The 17,180-nt window shown below is 56.1% G+C and carries 17 protein-coding genes; 13 read left to right on the forward strand and 4 right to left on the reverse strand.

The genetic code is table 11. The features are described 5' to 3' along the window. Positions 1-710 precede the first annotated feature (710 nt). The 3 genes from SLH49_RS21885 (at position 711) to SLH49_RS21895 (ending at position 5,267) form a co-directional block, all read left to right on the forward strand. Positions 711-1,808 carry an alpha/beta hydrolase gene (locus tag SLH49_RS21885; protein WP_320271272.1) on the forward strand — a complete coding sequence of 366 codons (1,098 nt, stop codon included), beginning with the start codon at positions 711-713 and terminating at the stop codon, positions 1,806-1,808. Then, positions 1,798-2,748: an Acg family FMN-binding oxidoreductase gene (locus tag SLH49_RS21890; RefSeq protein ID WP_413785322.1), complete on the forward strand. Its 951-nt coding sequence runs from the start codon at positions 1,798-1,800 to the stop codon at positions 2,746-2,748. The genes SLH49_RS21885 and SLH49_RS21890 overlap by 11 nt, the downstream gene beginning before the upstream one ends. A 758-nt stretch (positions 2,749-3,506) precedes the next feature. After that, on the forward strand, positions 3,507-5,267 hold the full coding sequence (locus tag SLH49_RS21895) for a CocE/NonD family hydrolase (RefSeq protein WP_320271273.1): 1,761 nt from the start codon (positions 3,507-3,509) through the stop codon (positions 5,265-5,267). A 60-nt stretch (positions 5,268-5,327) separates the two neighbouring features. Here SLH49_RS21895 and SLH49_RS21900 read toward each other — a convergent pair whose 3' ends face one another. Beyond that, positions 5,328-6,158 (reverse strand): LytTR family DNA-binding domain-containing protein, encoded by an 831-nt coding sequence (locus SLH49_RS21900; RefSeq protein WP_320271274.1) that lies wholly within the window; start codon positions 6,156-6,158, stop codon positions 5,328-5,330. 208 nt (positions 6,159-6,366) lie between these two features. Between SLH49_RS21900 and SLH49_RS21905 the strand changes: the two genes are divergently transcribed. Next, entirely contained in the window at positions 6,367-7,197 is an 831-nt protein-coding gene (locus SLH49_RS21905) for a hypothetical protein (protein ID WP_320271275.1), read from the forward strand. Between the two features lie 95 nt (positions 7,198-7,292). On the opposite strand, the gene SLH49_RS21910 is transcribed toward SLH49_RS21905, so the two are convergent. After that, positions 7,293-8,006 carry a TetR/AcrR family transcriptional regulator gene (locus SLH49_RS21910; protein ID WP_320271276.1) on the reverse strand — a complete coding sequence of 238 codons (714 nt, stop codon included), beginning with the start codon at positions 8,004-8,006 and terminating at the stop codon, positions 7,293-7,295. 124 nt (positions 8,007-8,130) lie between these two features. Here SLH49_RS21910 and SLH49_RS21915 point away from each other — a divergent pair, with 124 nt between their 5' ends. Then, entirely contained in the window at positions 8,131-9,108 is a 978-nt protein-coding gene (locus SLH49_RS21915; RefSeq protein WP_320271308.1) for an alcohol dehydrogenase catalytic domain-containing protein, read from the forward strand. A gap of 127 nt (positions 9,109-9,235) precedes the next feature. Here SLH49_RS21915 and SLH49_RS21920 read toward each other — a convergent pair whose 3' ends face one another. Next, complete coding sequence (locus tag SLH49_RS21920; RefSeq protein ID WP_320271277.1) at positions 9,236-10,138, reverse strand: LysR family transcriptional regulator; 903 nt, start codon at positions 10,136-10,138, stop codon at positions 9,236-9,238. A gap of 109 nt (positions 10,139-10,247) precedes the next feature. On the opposite strand from SLH49_RS21920, the gene SLH49_RS21925 reads away from it, so the two are divergent. The 8 genes from SLH49_RS21925 (at position 10,248) to SLH49_RS21960 (ending at position 15,867) form a co-directional block, all read left to right on the forward strand. After that, positions 10,248-10,880, forward strand: coding sequence for an FMN-dependent NADH-azoreductase (locus SLH49_RS21925; RefSeq protein WP_320271278.1), 633 nt, complete (start codon positions 10,248-10,250; stop codon positions 10,878-10,880). After that, on the forward strand, positions 10,877-11,530 hold the full coding sequence (locus SLH49_RS21930; RefSeq protein WP_320271279.1) for a glutathione S-transferase family protein: 654 nt from the start codon (positions 10,877-10,879) through the stop codon (positions 11,528-11,530). The genes SLH49_RS21925 and SLH49_RS21930 overlap by 4 nt, the downstream gene beginning before the upstream one ends. Positions 11,531-11,556: 26 nt before the next feature. Then, entirely contained in the window at positions 11,557-12,240 is a 684-nt protein-coding gene (locus SLH49_RS21935) for a YceI family protein (RefSeq protein ID WP_320271280.1), read from the forward strand. A 1-nt stretch (position 12,241) separates the two neighbouring features. Next, positions 12,242-12,871, forward strand: coding sequence for a cytochrome b (locus SLH49_RS21940; protein ID WP_320271281.1), 630 nt, complete (start codon positions 12,242-12,244; stop codon positions 12,869-12,871). Further along, positions 12,861-13,409: a YceI family protein gene (locus SLH49_RS21945; RefSeq protein ID WP_320271282.1), complete on the forward strand. Its 549-nt coding sequence runs from the start codon at positions 12,861-12,863 to the stop codon at positions 13,407-13,409. Before SLH49_RS21940 ends, SLH49_RS21945 begins: the two co-directional genes overlap by 11 nt. Before the next feature lie 13 nt (positions 13,410-13,422). Next, positions 13,423-14,202, forward strand: coding sequence for an SDR family oxidoreductase (locus SLH49_RS21950; protein WP_320271283.1), 780 nt, complete (start codon positions 13,423-13,425; stop codon positions 14,200-14,202). 447 nt (positions 14,203-14,649) lie between these two features. After that, complete coding sequence (locus tag SLH49_RS21955; RefSeq protein WP_320271284.1) at positions 14,650-15,282, forward strand: outer membrane protein; 633 nt, start codon at positions 14,650-14,652, stop codon at positions 15,280-15,282. A 69-nt stretch (positions 15,283-15,351) separates the two neighbouring features. Next, positions 15,352-15,867, forward strand: coding sequence for a fasciclin domain-containing protein (locus SLH49_RS21960; protein ID WP_413785323.1), 516 nt, complete (start codon positions 15,352-15,354; stop codon positions 15,865-15,867). A 238-nt stretch (positions 15,868-16,105) separates the two neighbouring features. Here the strand turns inward: SLH49_RS21960 and SLH49_RS21965 are convergent, their stop codons facing one another. After that, positions 16,106-16,855: a hypothetical protein gene (locus SLH49_RS21965; RefSeq protein WP_320271285.1), complete on the reverse strand. Its 750-nt coding sequence runs from the start codon at positions 16,853-16,855 to the stop codon at positions 16,106-16,108. Positions 16,856-17,180 lie beyond the last annotated feature (325 nt).

Genomic DNA, 17,180 nt, shown 5'->3' on the forward strand with positions numbered 1-17,180 from the left:
CTTCGCCGATGCATCTGGACAGTATTGGGACAATGATGCCGGCGGCTTTGGGCATGTTGATTTGGGTCAGGCAAGAGATCTTAGCCGAGCAATCGCGTTACTTACTGGTTGAACGGTTTCTTTGTACTGAATTAAACTCGAACAGGTGATTTCCGAATAACGGGAGTCCGTGGGCTTTCGGCTAGCCCCCTCATCCGTTTCACGCGTTTTCTAACTTCTGCTTTCCTTGCAACCGTAAAGCGACAGGGCCCGAGCAATCGTAGCATTTTTTGTGCTGCAAGCGCGTACATCACAATTCAAGGACTTCCGGTATGGGCTCGGTACCGACCAACGCTGCATGAGGGACAGACACGCAAACATCTCAGATGGCTTGACCCAGGCCAAGACGGTTTTCATGGGACGGGCTTGGTTGTCAGTTTCGCTTCACTGCATAGGCTAACTGAAAGATGACCTATGCTTGTTGATGTGCGTCAAAGAAAACGAAAAACGGCTTTGCTATCGTCCCTCCTAATGGAGTGCTGAAGGGCCCGCCACGGAACATCGCAACAGCCATTGAGAGGTTTTTGGATTTCGTCTGCTTACACTGGCTTTTGCGCATTCACCGGGGCGATTGGCGGCATTGCTGCGGCGCGCGGGCCATGAAGAAGAACATGGGCGTCCTTAAACCATTTTAAGAAACCTAAGATCGGCCATGTCCAAGGAGAATGGATTTGCTTCGCTTTTTCGCAGTCTGGTTTGGTCTCCCGGTGCTGTTTCTGACGCTTGGTGGGGTGATTGCTGTTCTGCTGGTTATTCAGCAGGGCAAGAACCTGGCGGCGGACGGCAATTGGTTCGAAACACCCATTGGTATTGATACGTCCTTCTATCTCGACATCGACGGCGTGGCCCACTTCGTCCGCATCCGTGGGCGCGACCGGGACAATCCCGTGCTCGTTGACCTGCATGGCGGCCCCGGTGCTGCCCAATCGGGCTATACCCATCGCACGCTGAGACCGCTGACTGAGTATTTCACTCTGGTCGAATGGGATCAGCGGGGCGCAGGACGGACCGAGCCTGGCACCCCGAGCGACGCCACTTACGAGCGTCTTGTTGCTGATACGATTGCTATCATTGAAGAGGTGCGCACGCGCCTTTCGGTCGAAAGGATCGTTCTGGTCGGGCATTCCTGGGGCTCGATGCTTGGCCTTGGTGTGGCACAGGAACGGCCCGATCTGCTGTATGGTTATGTCGGCGTCGGCCAGGGGCTGGCTTGGCGCGCGACGTTCGATGAAACGCAACGTCTGCTGATCGATGAGGCGAGGCGTACCCAGAACGTTGAAGCCGAGCGCATTCTGACCGATTTGCCCTCTGAGTGGCCCGACGCACGCAATCCTAGGGCCATTCTCGACAGGATCGCAACGATCCATGCGTTCCTCGGCCCAATGGGCCATGGCATGCACGCGTCTCATTCGGGGGCCTACATGCGGTCCAATCTCTTTCTGGACACGATTGTCTCACCGGACACTTCTCTGATGGAGGCATATCGGATGCTCTCTGCCAGCGATACAATCCTGGCCTTGGTTGGCGACCTGCACGATCGCGACTTTCGCACAGATTTGAATCGCACCTACGACGTGCCAATCTTCATCTTCCAAGGCGAACATGACTGGCAGACCCCAACGTCATTGGTCCGGCCTTGGTTTGATGCCATTGAGGCGCCTCACAAACACTACGTCGCCTTTCGAGATTCTGGCCATTTCATCATACATGAAGAGCCCGGTCGATACTTGATAGAACTCGTGACGCGGGTACGCCCCTATGCTGAGTAGGGCCGAACTGACAGCCTTCATTGCTCAGGCAATCTTGGCGCCATCAAGTCACAATTCGCAGCCGTGGCTTTTCCAAGTCGGGGAAAACAGCATTCGCCTGTTAGCGGACCGGACACGCGCATTGCCTGTCAATGACCCGCATGACCGCGAATTGAGCATCAGTTGCGGATGCGCCTTGATGAACCTTCGCGTGGCGGGGGCGGCTGCCGGATACGGTAGTGAAGTGGTGTATCATCCCGATCCAACAGATGAAGACGTTCTGGCAGATCTGGCCTTTTCTGGACCTGCACTCGACGTGCTTGCGTGTCTTTCCAAAGCAATCCCAAACCGACGTACCTATCGAAAGCGTTTTGAATCAGAAGAGCTTCCAGTCGATTTGATCAGTGAATTGAATTCAGTCACAGAGGCTGAGGGCGCGCGGTTGTCTGTTATCCACGACGAAGGGCAGCGCCAGCTGATTTGCGACCTTGTGGTTAAAGGCGATGCGCTACAATGGGACAATCCCAGTTGGCGCCGTGAGTTGGCACAATGGATGCACCCGCGCCGCGCGGGCGACGGGCTTGCGATGCCAGCGCTTGCCGCTCCTCTCGCCCGAGCGCTTGTTCGACGTTTTGATTTGGGCAATGGCGTGGCGGCGCAAGACCATGAACTCGCAAATCAGGCCCCTTTATTGGCTGTCATCTCAACCGAACAAGACAGAACACAAGACTGGCTTTCAGCTGGCCAAGCCTTGCAAAGATTTCTTCTTACAGCGGCAGTGGCTGGAGCGCAGGCTAGCTATCTCAACCAACCCATTGAAATACCAGAGCTACGCGCAAAGGTGAGCAAACTCGTCGGCGACGAACAACAGCCCCAGATTCTCCTGCGCGCAGGGTATCCAGAAGACACTCTTGCAGCGGCGCCTCGACGACCCCTCGGAGATGTTATAGTTACACACTAAGACCATTCAAGGAACTACTCAGTTCGGAACTGCCTAGTGAAGCTTTATGCGCAAACGACGGTTTTGTCGGGTAGATGGCACAAAAGCGTCAGCTCTCTGGACAGCGCACTTTGACGAAGGCGCAGCAAAGGCTTGCTTTGTTCTGCAAGTCATTAACTCCCGTCGAATTTGTCGCCCAACAATGAACGAATGGCTGCGATCTTTACCGCCGCGCCGCATACTGGACCGAGCACCGGCAGCGATTTTCGTGCTGCATGCGCTCGCAGCAAAAATCTGAGAGGTCTCCTATGGGCTCTTCGCGGCCATCGGAGCGACTGCGGCATCCTATGCCTAGTGTCGGCTGGCTCCCAAGAGAACGGCCCTTACTGGACATTGGCCATCAGATGCGAATGCTGCGGTGCGGTTCGAGAAACCGGACCTTCGCCGCGCACGCGAAGCTAATGTCGTGAGCTTTCGAGAAGCAGAAATACCTTTTGGGAAAGTCGCAAGTTGGTCAGCTATCGTCTCAAAGGGTTCGGCTTAGCCTCGATCCCTTGTGCCGAAGTTCAAAGGCAGCAGAACTCTGTCGCAAGCCTTCAACAACTGAAGACAAAGAAAAAACGTCCACTTAGGGCGGCTGTTCGTGCAGACCTTTGCACCACTGACGGCGAACTACCTCCATCCGTGCAAAGGCAACTGCAACTGGTGCAAGCCCGCTGTAAATGCAGTTGGGCACCCGCGAGCTATGACGTGTCAATTTCAAAAAACGGAGACACGACATGACACGATCAATGATGACAGCACTCAAGGCAATCATGATTACGGTGCCGCTGGCAATATCCTCCACATCAATTATCGCCGAACCTCTTGAAATCCGCGTTGAGATGCGGGACGGCACGGAGTTGAGTACACTTGTATACCTGCCTGATGGAGACGGTCCGTTTCCGACGCTAGTTGCGCGGACCATTTACGGGCCACCCATTATCCCAATCGGCGGCGAACTCTACGACAGCAGCATGAAACTCACAGATTTTGTCCCGTCTGAAGATGACGATGACGACGACGCGGCCATTACAGCGGGGTGGCCGCTGATCACCGAAAATGGGTATGCGCTCGTCATTCAGAACACGCGGGGACGAAATGGTTCGGACGGCGTTGATCGGTCTTGGCGCGATGACGGTGAAGACGGCTACGACCTGATCGAATGGGTGAATGCACAAGACTGGAGCAACGGCCGCATCGGTCTCTTTGGTGACAGCGCCGTTGGCGTGAGCGCAGCATTGGCAGCGGCGGAGCAACCGCCGGCGCTCGATGCCCTCTTCCTGCAAACAACCCCGGCCGACCCCTTTGGTACCGATATGGCACCGCGCGACGGAGCGCTGCGCACAGAGTCTTTGTTGGTACAGGGTGGCTTTCTCGCATTTGACGTCAGCGAAAGCCATATCGCTGGTCGGGGGATTGATGGTGAGGAGGTAGCCGACCTCGTCCCTGCCATCGGTGGATACGTACAAGGTCTGTTCGAAGGCCTAGAAGATCCGCTTAACTCTGACACCTGGTTGGCCGCGCCTCTGGGCGATGTGCCAGAGTTGGATCAACTGATGCCGTTCTGGTCCATGCTGAGTGATGTATCAGCGCGCGAGACATTTCGCGACGAAACGAATGCGCTTGGTAAGATCGAGGTTCCAACGTCCGTTGTGACCCTCTGGCAGGACACGTTTGCACAAAGCACGTTCGATCTCTTTGCTGATCTCGAAGAACGCGACATTCCCCGCGAGTTGCTGGTGGTCAACGGGACGCATTACGATATCGACGATCCGCGCATTTTCCCAGAGCCGCGCATGCTCTCGTGGTTTGACCATTGGCTGAAGGACGAACCACGCGCCGACCGTCCCGTCGTGAAGGCTGCTACGCAAGGGAATGCTGAGTTCGTTGAAGGTTCCGAAGTCATCGACATCATCGGGGTCGCGGAACGCTACTACATCGCAGAAGGCGAATTGGTCCAAACGGCCAGTGAATCCAGCAATACTTTTACCAGCGATCCTGCAAACCCTGTCCCCACACAGGGTGGTCGTTATCTGTTGGCCGCGTCAGGTGCGCTTGATCAGACTGACCTGATCACACGGCAGGACACATTGGTGTTTAAGGCGGCTGCTCTTTCCGAAACTCGCATCCTCGCTGGCCCGGTCACCGGCCAAATTGTAGCGACCAGCAACGCGCCGAGCTTTGATCTGAGCGTCCGGCTTCTTGATGTCGCACCAGATGGCACTGCCAGCATAATCTTGTCCGATCATTTGAGGATCGAGAATGAGGCGAAGACGCCGGTAACAGTACCATTCGACATGAGTTTGATCCGACACCAGTTGAATGCCGGTCATCGGGTCGCAATTATGGTTGCCGGTTCAGATTTCCCAGCCTGGGACCGGAACCCGCAGACCGGCGCGTCCATCTTCGAAAGCGCCGATTTGCAGGCGGCCGAAATCACTGTGATCAGTGATGCAAATGGCCAAAGCTATATCGAGCTGCCATTTGTCGAAAACTAACCTTAAGCGGCAAATACCAATCGTGAAGGGCGGGCCTTAAGGCACGCCCTTCGATCGTGTTTAAGTCATCGCGGCCAACTCTTTCTCGGTTTGCCCTGCGAGGCGGTCTTTCAGCGCCTTGGCATTTGCGCGGCTTACCGAAAGCTCAATATCGTTGGATAATCGTGCGCGAAGGCTTCCGCCATTACGCACCAAGTCTGCGACATGTGGCAACGCCACCCAGTGCGAACGGTGGATCTGCATCCCATCAAATCGCTGAAGCACCTCCAACGACCGCCCGAAGCCAAAGAGGATCAGCGTATCGCCAAGCGTTGTATAAACCCGCAGGTAGTGGAGTTCGGCGCTGACAGCGACAATATTCTTGCCAAGTGGTTTCGGCATTCTGCTCCAAAACTCGCGCTCATCCTCCGAGATTTCCGGGTCCACAGCAGTGGTCATCTCCTCGTCAGCAAGCAGTCGCGGCACGGACAATCTTGACAGGGCACGTGCGTTCAGCAGAACCCAGACCAAAGAGATTGGAAAGACAAATGACCCAAATTCACTGGTCCACAATTGCCAGATTGGTCCTGTGTCTTCGCTATCATTGGGGGCGGCAAACAGCGCATCAAGTCCAACGGCGAAAGGTGTGAAAGCAACAGATCCTAATATGCCGGCAACGACCGTGGCTGAGATCGGCGATAGCCGATCAAGGTAAGATAGCTTGCCCAACAGCTCTTGCGCACCGTAAAGCAGCGGCAGGACAATCGCGACATGCAGCGCCCAGAAGAACAGCGCCGTCACCCCAGAGAGCCCTTCCCCAGCTGCGGGCCGAAGCAGCCACAGGACGATGGTCAAGGCAGTGCCGACCCCAAGATAGATTAGCGGCAATCGTTCTGTCAGTTTTGGTTTCATCGCTCGCACCCCGCCGTTCGTTCGACAAAAAATGGCCCCGACACAGCGTAACTGTCAAATGCGGTATCGATGATTTCGCCACGCTGTGCCACTGCACGGATGATCAATGCCATCGGTGCATCGGCATCGACCATTGGTGTAAACGCAGGTGCAAACAGGTGCTGTGCAGATCAACTGACCTTCATCAACACACGTGAAGGAACACGCTATGACACTTTCGAAATTCATCGATTTCGCCGACAGGTTTGCCGCAAACGATCGCTTTCAGACACGCTTTGATGCAGCCCGGTCCTTTTACATTTTGGCTGTAGCAGCATTCGCATTTTTTGTCTGTTGCCTCGGTCTGATGGCATTCGATCCTCGCCAGTTCGGGATGGAACTCACATGGACAAAACCGACCAAATTTGCCGTTTCATTCGTCATCCTATTCTTGACGCAAGCTTTCGTCGCGACCTGCCTCTCGGACCGGTGGCGCTTCAATTTGGTTCTTGTCGTGATGGCGGTGGCGTCGGGCTGCGCAATGGTCTTTGAGATGGGCTATATGATGTATCAGGCAAACCTGCTTGAATCATCACATTGGAATGAAGCGACGCCGTTTCACGAGATGATGTACGGGCTGATGGGCGCGGGTGCCACAACGCTGATGGTCTCGGCCTTGGCCGTTGGCGCCATAGCCGTTTTTGACAAGGACGCAAAACTCGATCCCCTGATGAAGTGGGGGATCGCGCTGGGGTTTGGCCTGTCGTTCGTTCTGACATTCTGGGTCGCAGGCGAAATGGCTGGCGGCGGAGGACGCTACATTGGTGTTCCGACAGACGGTGGTGCCCGTGTGCCGCTGTTCGGCTGGTCGCGCGAGGTTGGTGACTTGCGCCCGTCTCATTTCCTTTCCCTACATGCAATGCAGATCCTACCGGTGCTGGCTCTGACGTTGCGCGGGGTGCAGTCAGGCTTCCCAATTCTGCTGTCAGCCTCCGCAGGCTACGCAATCCTCACCGTCTTGGTGATGTTTCAAGCGCTGGCAGGTCAGCCGCTCTACTAATGCTTAGACACTACGGGTCGGGGAGTACCTCCGGCCCACATATCCACATACATCGTGGCTTCAGCAATTTACTTTGAGGGGAGTTTGGCGCGAGATCAGTGGGCACTTCGGGTCGGGTGCAACCCTGCTATCAGGTCCCGCACATCATAGATGACGTCACCATTTTCGCTTCTCGGGATTTCACCTTCGATCATGAGTATGGCGTAGCCGTGAACAAGGCTCCATAAAGCCCATTCGGTCAGGCGATGATCACCTTGCTGATCAGAAAGCTCCGCCGCGATCCCACGCAAGATATCGTAGCTGGCCTGTGATGCACGCCGAAGCTCTTCGTCCGTCCCGTCCGTCAGCGTCCGAGAAAACATCAGCTTGTAAAGCTCAGGATGCTCCAGCGCGAACGCAAAATAGCCATTGCCCGGCCTGCCGACCCGATCGGGTATTTCGTCTGATGGTGCAGTGGCGTGCAACATTGCAGCGACCTGCATCTCAAACCCTCGGGTCGCAAGCGCTGTCAGCAGACCACGAAACCCATCAAAGTGATTTTTAGGCGCGGTGTGACTTACGCCAACGCGAGACGCGATTTTCCGCATCGACAAGCCTTCAACGCCGCTTTCCTCTAGTTCGACGAGACCCGCATCGATCAGAGCGCGCTTAAGATCACCATGGTGATAATTCTTTTTCATTATTTTCAGTGGCTTATCGATAATTATTTCCACTGTAAATATTTCATGTCGACATCGCAAGACTGAAGCATATATTTCCACCTGAAATTTCCAATGGAGATATAGCATGGCACTCAATGTCGAAGGCATACCATCCGCACCAAATGCGCGTCTGATAACCAGCTATCCAAAGAGTTTGGACACGCGCCCTGATCAATCGAGTCGCAGCACGCGCCGAAAATCCAAAACCGTTCCAAACAACATCCCAAAGAAGATGAAGGCGCTCGTTGTCTCGGGGCCCGACACTGGTCTTGAATTGCGTACAATTCCTGTTCCAGAACCCAAGCATGGCGAGGTATTGATCAGAGTCTCCGCGTCTCCAATTAATCCATCAGACCTTCTGATGATCAGCGGCGACTATGGCCAGTCGCGGGCTTATCCATTCGTTCCGGGCCTGGAAGGTTCGGGGACGGTTGTCGCTACCGGCGGAGGATTTCTCGGACGCAGTATCCTCGGCAAGACCGTAGCATGTGCGCCCGAGAAAGATGGCCTTTGGTCGGACTATGCAGTTGTACCGGCCAATCGGTGCCTCCCCCTGCCAAAAGGCATGCCAGAGGATGTTGGCGCGATGAGTTTCGTAAACCCGCTCGCGGCAATCGGCCTGGTCCAAGCGGCAAAAGACGGTGGACATCGTGCCGTGATTTCAACGGCCGCTGGCGGCGCACTTGGTCGCATGATCCGACAACGGGCGAGCAAAGAGGGATTTACTGTCATCAACGTGGTGCGGCGTGAGGATCAGGCTGCAGAACTCCGCTCGATGGGTGTAGAGCACGTCTTGTCATCTGCCAGCGACGCGTTCGACCACGATTTGCGTATGCTTTCCGCCGATCTTGGCAGCAGCATGGCATTTGACGCGGTTGCTGGTGACATGACAGGTCGGTTGGCTGAAGCCTTGTTGCCAAACGGTGAAATCCTCGTCTACGGGGAATTGTCGGGACAACGATCAAACTTTGATCCCGCAACAATGACATTCAAAAATCTCACCATCCGTGGTTTCTGGCTCACGCAGTGGTCCAAACAGACCTCATTTCTGAAACAGCTTCTTCTGACCCGGCAGATCATGCAGGCGTTGGAAAATGGGTTCGCACAGACACGCATCGCACGAAAAGTGCCGCTGCAAAATGCCGTTGAAGCCCCCGCGCTATATGCCGATGACATGAGCGCCGGGAAAGTGCTGATCGTTCCGAACTAGAGTCCGAGAAAGAAATAACTTGAAGATAACACCCTTATACTTGGCTCGCCGCGAAGAACTGTTCGTTTTCAGAACAATCGGGAGGGCGCTAGTAGATTGAGTAGACAACACCAGCTGTTATCGGCCTTCAAAGATCCTTCGCTGAGCGCCTCAGGTGGTCCAAGAACACCCTGAGGCGCGCCGGCACGTATGATCTTGACGGGTAAACCGCCCAGGCCGCGCTTTCGAAACCAGACGCGCTCACGTCGAACTCCGGGAAGAGGTCGACAAGTGTACCTGCAGCAAGGTCATCGCCAATTGTCCAGTCTGCAAGCAGTGCGATCCCTAGCCCGTCTAGGCATCCACGTCGGATCGCCAACGCGTTCGAGATCACAAGTGTTGGTTTCGGTGACGCGACAAGAGCCTTATGGCCCGGCCCTGTGCGAAATTTCCAACCTTCGCGAAAACCGGGAAGGGAAAAAACAAGACCGTCGTGCTCTGCCAGCGCGGCGGGGCTTGTTGGTAGCCCTGCACGTTTGACGTAGTCGGGCGACGTGACCACACGGTAGCGCGTGTCGAAAAGCTTTGCCGCGACCAAAGCGCCTTCCACGCCCGGTCCCAGCCGGAGTGCCAGATCAATACCTTCGCCAGCCAGATCAACCACATTGTCTGTCAGGCGCAAATCGAGATCGATTTTTGGAAAGGTTTCGCGGAACGCGGGAAGGCGCGGCAGCAACCAACGCTCACCGAACGCGACGGATGTCGTTACCTTCAATAGCCCGGATGGTGCAGTCACGACATCACGTACCTCGTCCCGCACCTCATCTAGAGCATCCAGGAGAGGCAATGCGCGTTCCAAGTAAAGCCGCCCGGCATCTGTCAGGGACAGCCGCCGTGTCGTGCGCTCAAAAAGCGTGATCCCAATTGCCGCTTCCAACTGCGCCACCTGACGCGAAACGGCGGATGCATCGACGCCAATCTTCCGCGCCTGTGCAGCGAACGAGCCAAGGCGCGCGACACCAGCGAAGGTTCTGAGAAGTTCAGTTTCCATTGCACTTCATTCGTGCGGATTTCGCACGACACTTTGTCATTACAATGCGTTTCCAGAGTTTTCGGCGGGTAATAGCTTCGGGTCAATCCAAAAAAGAAGGAGCATTCCCATGACGACAATTTTACGGATCGACAGTTCCTCCCGCCCAGCTGGGCAAACGACAGATGGCGCGTCATTCACACGCTCCATCACGGACCATCTTGTTAGTCGATTGATTGCGGATGACCCCAACGCCAAGGTGGTGACCCGAGATCTGACGGCACAGCCGATCCCACACATCGCGGCCGAGACGATTACAGGGTATTACACGGACCCTGCACAGATGACGCCAGAGCTTTTCGAAGCAACGGCCATGTCCGACGAGCTCATTGAGGAGCTTTCCTCAGCAGACATCATTGTGCTCTCGTCTCCAATCTACAACTTCTCGGTCCCTTCTGCGCTAAAGGCCTGGGTCGACCAGATCGTGCGTGGCGGAAGGACCTTTGCCTATGAGGACGGACAGTTCCGCGGATTGCTGGCGGATCGTCCGGTCTATCTCGTGCTGAGCTACGGGGCTGCAGGCTACGGCAACGATGGCCCACTTGCCGCCTTTGATTATCTGCGCCCGTACTTGACGCATGTGCTGAGCTTCATCGGGCTCAGATCGCAAGAGGTCTTCACGGTTGAGAATACGACCGGGCCAGATGCTATGGAGCGGTTGGCCATAGTCAAAGCCCAGATTGATGGACGGGTTGCGCCATGACAGGGCCGCGTCCTCAACTTTATTGGATCTCTGGCAGCCCGCCTGCCTGGCGCGTCATGCTGGCGCTGACGCTCAAGGGCATTGCCTTTGAAAACCGTCAGTTGGATCACGGCGCAGGCGAAAACCGGGCGCCAGAGTATCTGAAGCTTAACCCCAAAGGCCAGGTGCCGACGCTTGTGATCGGCGATCTGGTAATCCGCGAGAGCATCGCCATCCTGGCATGGCTTGATCGCGCTTATACGCAACGCCCGATCTGGAGTGCGACAAAAGACGATGCAGCGCAAGTCTGGCAGGACGTGATGGAGATGGAGGCCGTGATCCGCGCTCCAGTCACCGCCACAGCTCAAGCATTGCTTCGTGGCACATCCCACGATCCCACGAACCTCGCTTCACTCGCGGACGCGTGCGATGAATATGCATCGCGGCTTGCGCATCAACCCTTCCTCGGCGGTGACAGCGCGATGGCCTCCGACATCTGGCTCTACCCGGCCTTGCATTGGATCGCGCGCGGCACGGCGCTTGCGGGTCCAAAAGCACCAGAGATTTGCACGAGCCTCACCTCGTCCCGGCCCGCCCTGGCGGACTGGATGGATCGGTTCCGCGCCGTCCCCGGCGTTGCCGACACTTACCCACCCCACTGGCGGACATGACCGCCCCCCCAACCTGGAGACCACCTATGACCTTCAAATCATTTGCAATCAGTGCAGCACTCGTCCTGGCCGCTTTGCCAGCCTTGGCCGAGCCGACCGAATGGACGCTCGATCTGGGCCACGCTCATATCGGGTGGACAATCGAGCATCTGGATCTTGCCCCAACAGTCGGCCGGTTCGACACGTTCGGCGGTACGTTCCTGATAGACGAAGAGAACCCCGAGAACTCAGAAATCACCGTGACGGTCGATGCGGCTTCGGTAAATTCCAACCATATCGGGCGCGACAACCACATCCGGAACGCCGATCTCTTGAACGCGAGCGTCTTCCCCACTGTGACATTCGCGTCCGAGACAATCACCATGCAATCCGAGACCGACGGCACTATGACAGGGAATGTCACCATGCTTGGTGCAACTGCGCCGGTGGAACTGCAATTCACGCTGCTCAGAGATCGCACATACCCGGACTTCATCCCGAACTATGATGAAATACGCACGGCGTCCTTTCAGGCCAGCGGCACTTTGACCCGCGCGGATTTCGGCATGGATTTCATCGCCTTCCCCGGCTCGCCCATCGGGCTTGAGGTCGATCTCGACATCCTCATCGACCTCGTGGATTGCGGCTCCCTTCCCGAGGCCGTGCGCGCAACCAACGTGCCCTGCAATTGGGGCTACGTGGAGGGCTTCAAAGGCCCGAACGAGAGCTGATATGGCACAGCGTCACTTGACATCATGGCGCTGGTCGCCCGCCATCATCCTACTCCACTGGGTGATGGCGGTAGCTCTTTGCGCGATGCTTCTAGCCGGGTTTGCCATGACACGCGCGGCACATCTGGCTGAGGCGACGGGGGACTTTAGCTTAACAGTTTTCGGCCTCAGCCTTTTTGATGCCTACCAACTTCACAAATCCTTGGGCTTCATTCTCTTTCTTACGGTTATCACGCGGGGCGTAATGCGGCTCCATAGCGGCGCCCCGAGCTTCCCGGCAGACATGTCCGCTCTGGAGCGGGTAGCGGCACGTTCGGTTCAGGTCGCGCTTTATGGGCTTATGCTTGGCGTGCCGATCACCGGATGGTTGCTTGCCTCGTCGTCTACACTTGGTTTGCCGACAATCGTCTTTGGCCTTTTCGAACTGCCTCATCCCTTGGGCCCCGATGCAGCGCGCGAAGCCTTTTTGGGCACCCTGCACTGGGCCGGCGCCTGGGCCGTGATCGGCCTGGCCGGTTTGCACATCGCGGCTGCGCTTAAACATCATCTGGTTGATCGCGACGACGTGCTTCGCGCGATGTTGCCACGCTTTACCAACCTCAACCGTCGGAGCTCTCATCATGTGGATTAAACCGGCTATCACTAGCTTCCTGTGCCTTCTGGGCACGTCCACACTGGCCCAACAGTCTTGGGTGGTGGACCATTCTCAAAGCACCTTGGCCTTCACGGTCAGCATTGGTGGCGCTGATGCCAATGGGCGCTTTGAGGATTGGACCGCAGCCATATCCTATGATCCGACATCGCCCGCGGACGGCGCTGTCGCTGTTATGATCGATATCGCCAGTGTGGTCATAGATGACCCTCGCGCCCAAGCCATCGCAGATGCCGCTTGGCTTGGCGCGGAGGCCTATCCACAGGCGTTCTTCGCCTCAGACTCCTTCGCGCTTTCGAACGCAACCCAACTGTCAGTGCCAGGCAGTTTGACACTCAAGGGGATCAGTTTGCCGCTGACCTTGTCAGGCAGTCTGACCGTCGAGGATTGCAATGCGACAGCGCAGATACGCGGCGTTCTCGACCGAACTCAATACGGCATCGGGGTGGGCCAGGCCGCCGTCGCCCCGAAAGTAACCGTCTCAGCTTCACTGATCGCGCAATGCGCCCCAAATTGAAAGGAAACCCAAAATGACAACGACACCTGACCTTCACGGCAAAACAGCGATTGTCACTGGCGCCTCTCGTGGCATTGGCGAGGCTGCCGCCCGGCACCTCGCAGCCCTCGGCGCGCATGTGATCCTTGCGGCGCGATCAAAGGACCGTATTGAGGCGATTTCCAATGATATCTGCGATGCCGGGGGTCAATCCACTGCGCTGGCGACCGACGTCGCCGAAAGCGAGGCCGTTGCCGCCCTGGTTCAGACAGCGATTGATCAGACGGGGCGACTCGATCTGTTTGTGAACAATGCTGGGTTGATCGACCCAATCGCGCGCATCATGGACACCGATCCAGACGCTTGGGGGCAGGTCATGGACGTGAACATCAAAGGTGTCTATCACGGCTTGCGCCATGCGATGCCCATCATGGCGGCGCAATCGGGCGGTGGTACAATCATCAATATCTCATCCGGGGCCGCAAATTCCTTCCTCGAAGGTTGGTCGCATTATTGCGCCTCCAAGGCTGCGGTGGTGCGCCTGACAGGGGTGGCCCACAAAGAGGCTCACGACAAAGGTGTTCGCGTAGTCGGGCTATCCCCCGGGACGGTCGCCACGGAGATGCAAGAACAGATCCGCGCCTCGGGCATTAATCCGGTAAGCCAGATCCCTTGGGAACGCCACATCACGCCAGATTGGGTTGCAAAAGCCATCGCCTTTCTGACGACACCAGCCGCTGATCAATGGCTCGGCACAGATTTCTCACTCAAGGTTGACGAAGGACGGAAGGCGGTTGGAATGCCGTTAGAATAGCAGCCACTTGTTTGAATGGCGCGTCACTCAAATCGTGAAGCCGCCCAAGCAAAATCTGCCGTTTGGACGTCATGCGGCAGGCTCATCCCCATCTGAACTGTCGTACTAACGCTTGCCGTATGCTGAGCCTTGATCAATTCAAAATAGGCGCCCTTCAACCGCTGCTTCTGTGAGAGATGCGGTTTCGCCGCGGGGTCTGTCCAACGTGTGCGAACAAACGCCGTGGCAATGAAGTCGCGAAATTGATGTCGGGTCAGTCCCGCATCTTGGGCTGAAGCGGTCGCTCGCGCAGTCGCACCCTTTGCCGCCCAAAAGCCTTCAAGCCATTCGTGCAGCATTCAATGCCATTCATGCAATCTTATTTGAAAACTGGGGGTTAACGGCGAAATCCACTGCAAGGTCCGCAGGACGGGCGGATCATCTGAATAACACACAAGGAGCGTTCATATGTCTATCTCATCGCTTACTAAACCAACGCTGATCGTAGCCACAATCGCGTTGATCGGATCTTCAGCCTTGGCAGATTCGCCAGATAGCGGATTTTACCTCAAGGCCTTCGGCGGTGCCTCTTTACTGTCTGAGAGTGACCTTGCGGGTCCGCTCACCGGAACCTCTGGTTTCGATACTGGCCAGGTGTTCGGCGGGGCCGTGGGTTACGACTACGCCGAAAGTCCGTTCCGCTCCGAACTTGAATTCGCCTACCGTACAGCCGAAGCCGACGGTGCAGCAGGTATTACGGGTGACTTTGCATCCACGACGCTGGCACTGAATGGATACTATGACTTTAAGCCTATTGCCGGAGGTCGCCTAACGCCATTTGTAGGCGCCGGTCTCGCCTATGTCACCGAGATCGACTTCGACGTCAGCGGCGGCGCGGCACCCGGCGAGTACAGCGACACAGGCGTCTTTGGATATCAACTAATGGCGGGTGGGGCATACCCAGTGTCCGACCGTTGGTCGATCACCGGAGAGCTGCGCTATTTCGATGCTGGCAGTCAGTCGCTTAGCGGTCCGGGCGGAACGCTAAGTGCGGACTATCGAAGCGTCGACATCATTCTAGGCACTGCCTTTCGGTTCTGAATTCCGGGATCCCCGGTTTCCTGGGCCCCTTGGGGCCCTTCACCTCCCCCTTCATCAAAGGAGACACTCATGAAGGATACACTTAAGATCTGCACTCTGGCAGTTGGCATCGGTACCGCAGCTATGTCCGCGCAAGCCGGAAGCATCGTCGACATTGCAGCCGGTGACGAGCGGTTCTCTACGCTCGTTGCTGCCGTTACGGCAGCCGGTCTCGCCGATACATTGGCTGGCCCAGGGCCTTTCACGGTCTATGCCCCAGTCAACGATGCCTTCGCGGCTCTTCCGCAAGGCACGGTTGAAAACCTGCTGAAACCCGAAAACAAAGACCAGCTGACAAACGTACTTCTATACCATGTGGACGATCGCAAGCTGTCGGCTGACATGATCCCGAGTGGGTCGAACTACTTCAAACCGGTCCTCGCGTCCGAACGCCTGTGCATCACCAAGGACACCGATGGCGTTTCAATTGCAGATGGCACTGGTGACATTGCAAATGTTGTTATTGCAGACATCGAAGCCAATAACGGCGTCATCCATGTGATCGATAAGGTGCTACTGCCGGGTGCACGCCCAGAATGCTTGTAGCCTAAACAAGGGTGTTCCCGAAGACCGCATGCGAACGGCACGCTTCGGGAACGCTCCATTCAATTGAAGCTGATGACGGTTATGTCGATTAAGACATTGGCGCTACACCCTCTACCGCGCCTCATCAATCACCAGCAAGGTGGTCTCTGGGCGACGAAAGATTGGCGCCTACAGTGAGCCGACTTGGCATCGGCCAAAAGCGAGATAAGGCTAGCAACAAATTTTTCGGTGTGCCGAGCTACTTTTGAAACGGGCGCTGCGGCGCGAGTGCAGCCTGAAAATCCTTCAAATTTTTGATCCGTTCATTTTCGGTCTCTGCGGCGAGTTCAGGGTCGTAGATGTGGATTGTCGGTGAAGCTGTCCAAACCTGAAATACTGTCCCAAGTGCTCCAGACACGACTACCATCGCAGCAAGAATCCCAATGTTTCCCGACCAGAGGAAAAAACCAGAGACGATTGACGCATTGCTCGAATACCATTGGCCAATCATGCCGTTGACGCAAGTCAGGCATAGGGTTGCGACGAGCAGCCCCGCAAATGCTTCGCCGTTTGCAAGAGAGCTCCGCTTTTTCTCGACACGATCTTGATAGTAGTCGAGCCAGAATTGACTCTCCGCCCTTAACGCCTTGTCCAATATGGCCGTCGAATAAACAGACTTCAGCTGACGTTCGTTTGTAAAAGATCTACTAGGCGCCATTTGGATTGTGAGCGAACGTATGATGTCGAGCGCAGGTGGAAATATTAGGCCAGCGACAAGACAGTACGCAGTCAAGGCTACGATAAACCATCCAAAATTCAGTTGTGTAGATCCGGTCGTTGCCCAATCGACAATACCGACACGCAGGCTTAGCAGCATGCATGTGTCAAAGAATAAGACGAGACATACGACACGCGCCGCCCAAGCACCTTCCCATGCACGATCAACAACTCCCAACAATCCGGCCAAGTTCAGCTTTGCTGCCTTCGATGTTTCTTCCGCACTTTTCATAGTTTTCACCCATCAGTCCTGATTGGTATGCATCGCTCTATTGGTCTATCAACCGGCGCGATGACAAAACCGCATTGGGTCGGGCGCGGCTTTGCCATCTCTTTGCTCGCCATCGTTGAGGATCTTATCCATCACGCATCGTCGTCCGTGGGTTTCGCGCGCCGTAGCTTGCTTTTACAAACTTGCCCGAGATGGCGCTGCGTGTTGCACCGCGGGTTGATCCACCGCCTACTCGTTCATTTACGGTTGTGCGTGGACTGCGTTTGGCATGTGCCTTGGTGACAAACCGTCCTGAAATCGTACTGCGGGCGCGTGTTCGGCTTCC

Origin of the sequence: Cognatiyoonia sp. IB215446 (assembly GCF_033963825.1) — a bacterium.
Classification (GTDB): Bacteria; Pseudomonadota; Alphaproteobacteria; order Rhodobacterales; family Rhodobacteraceae; genus Yoonia.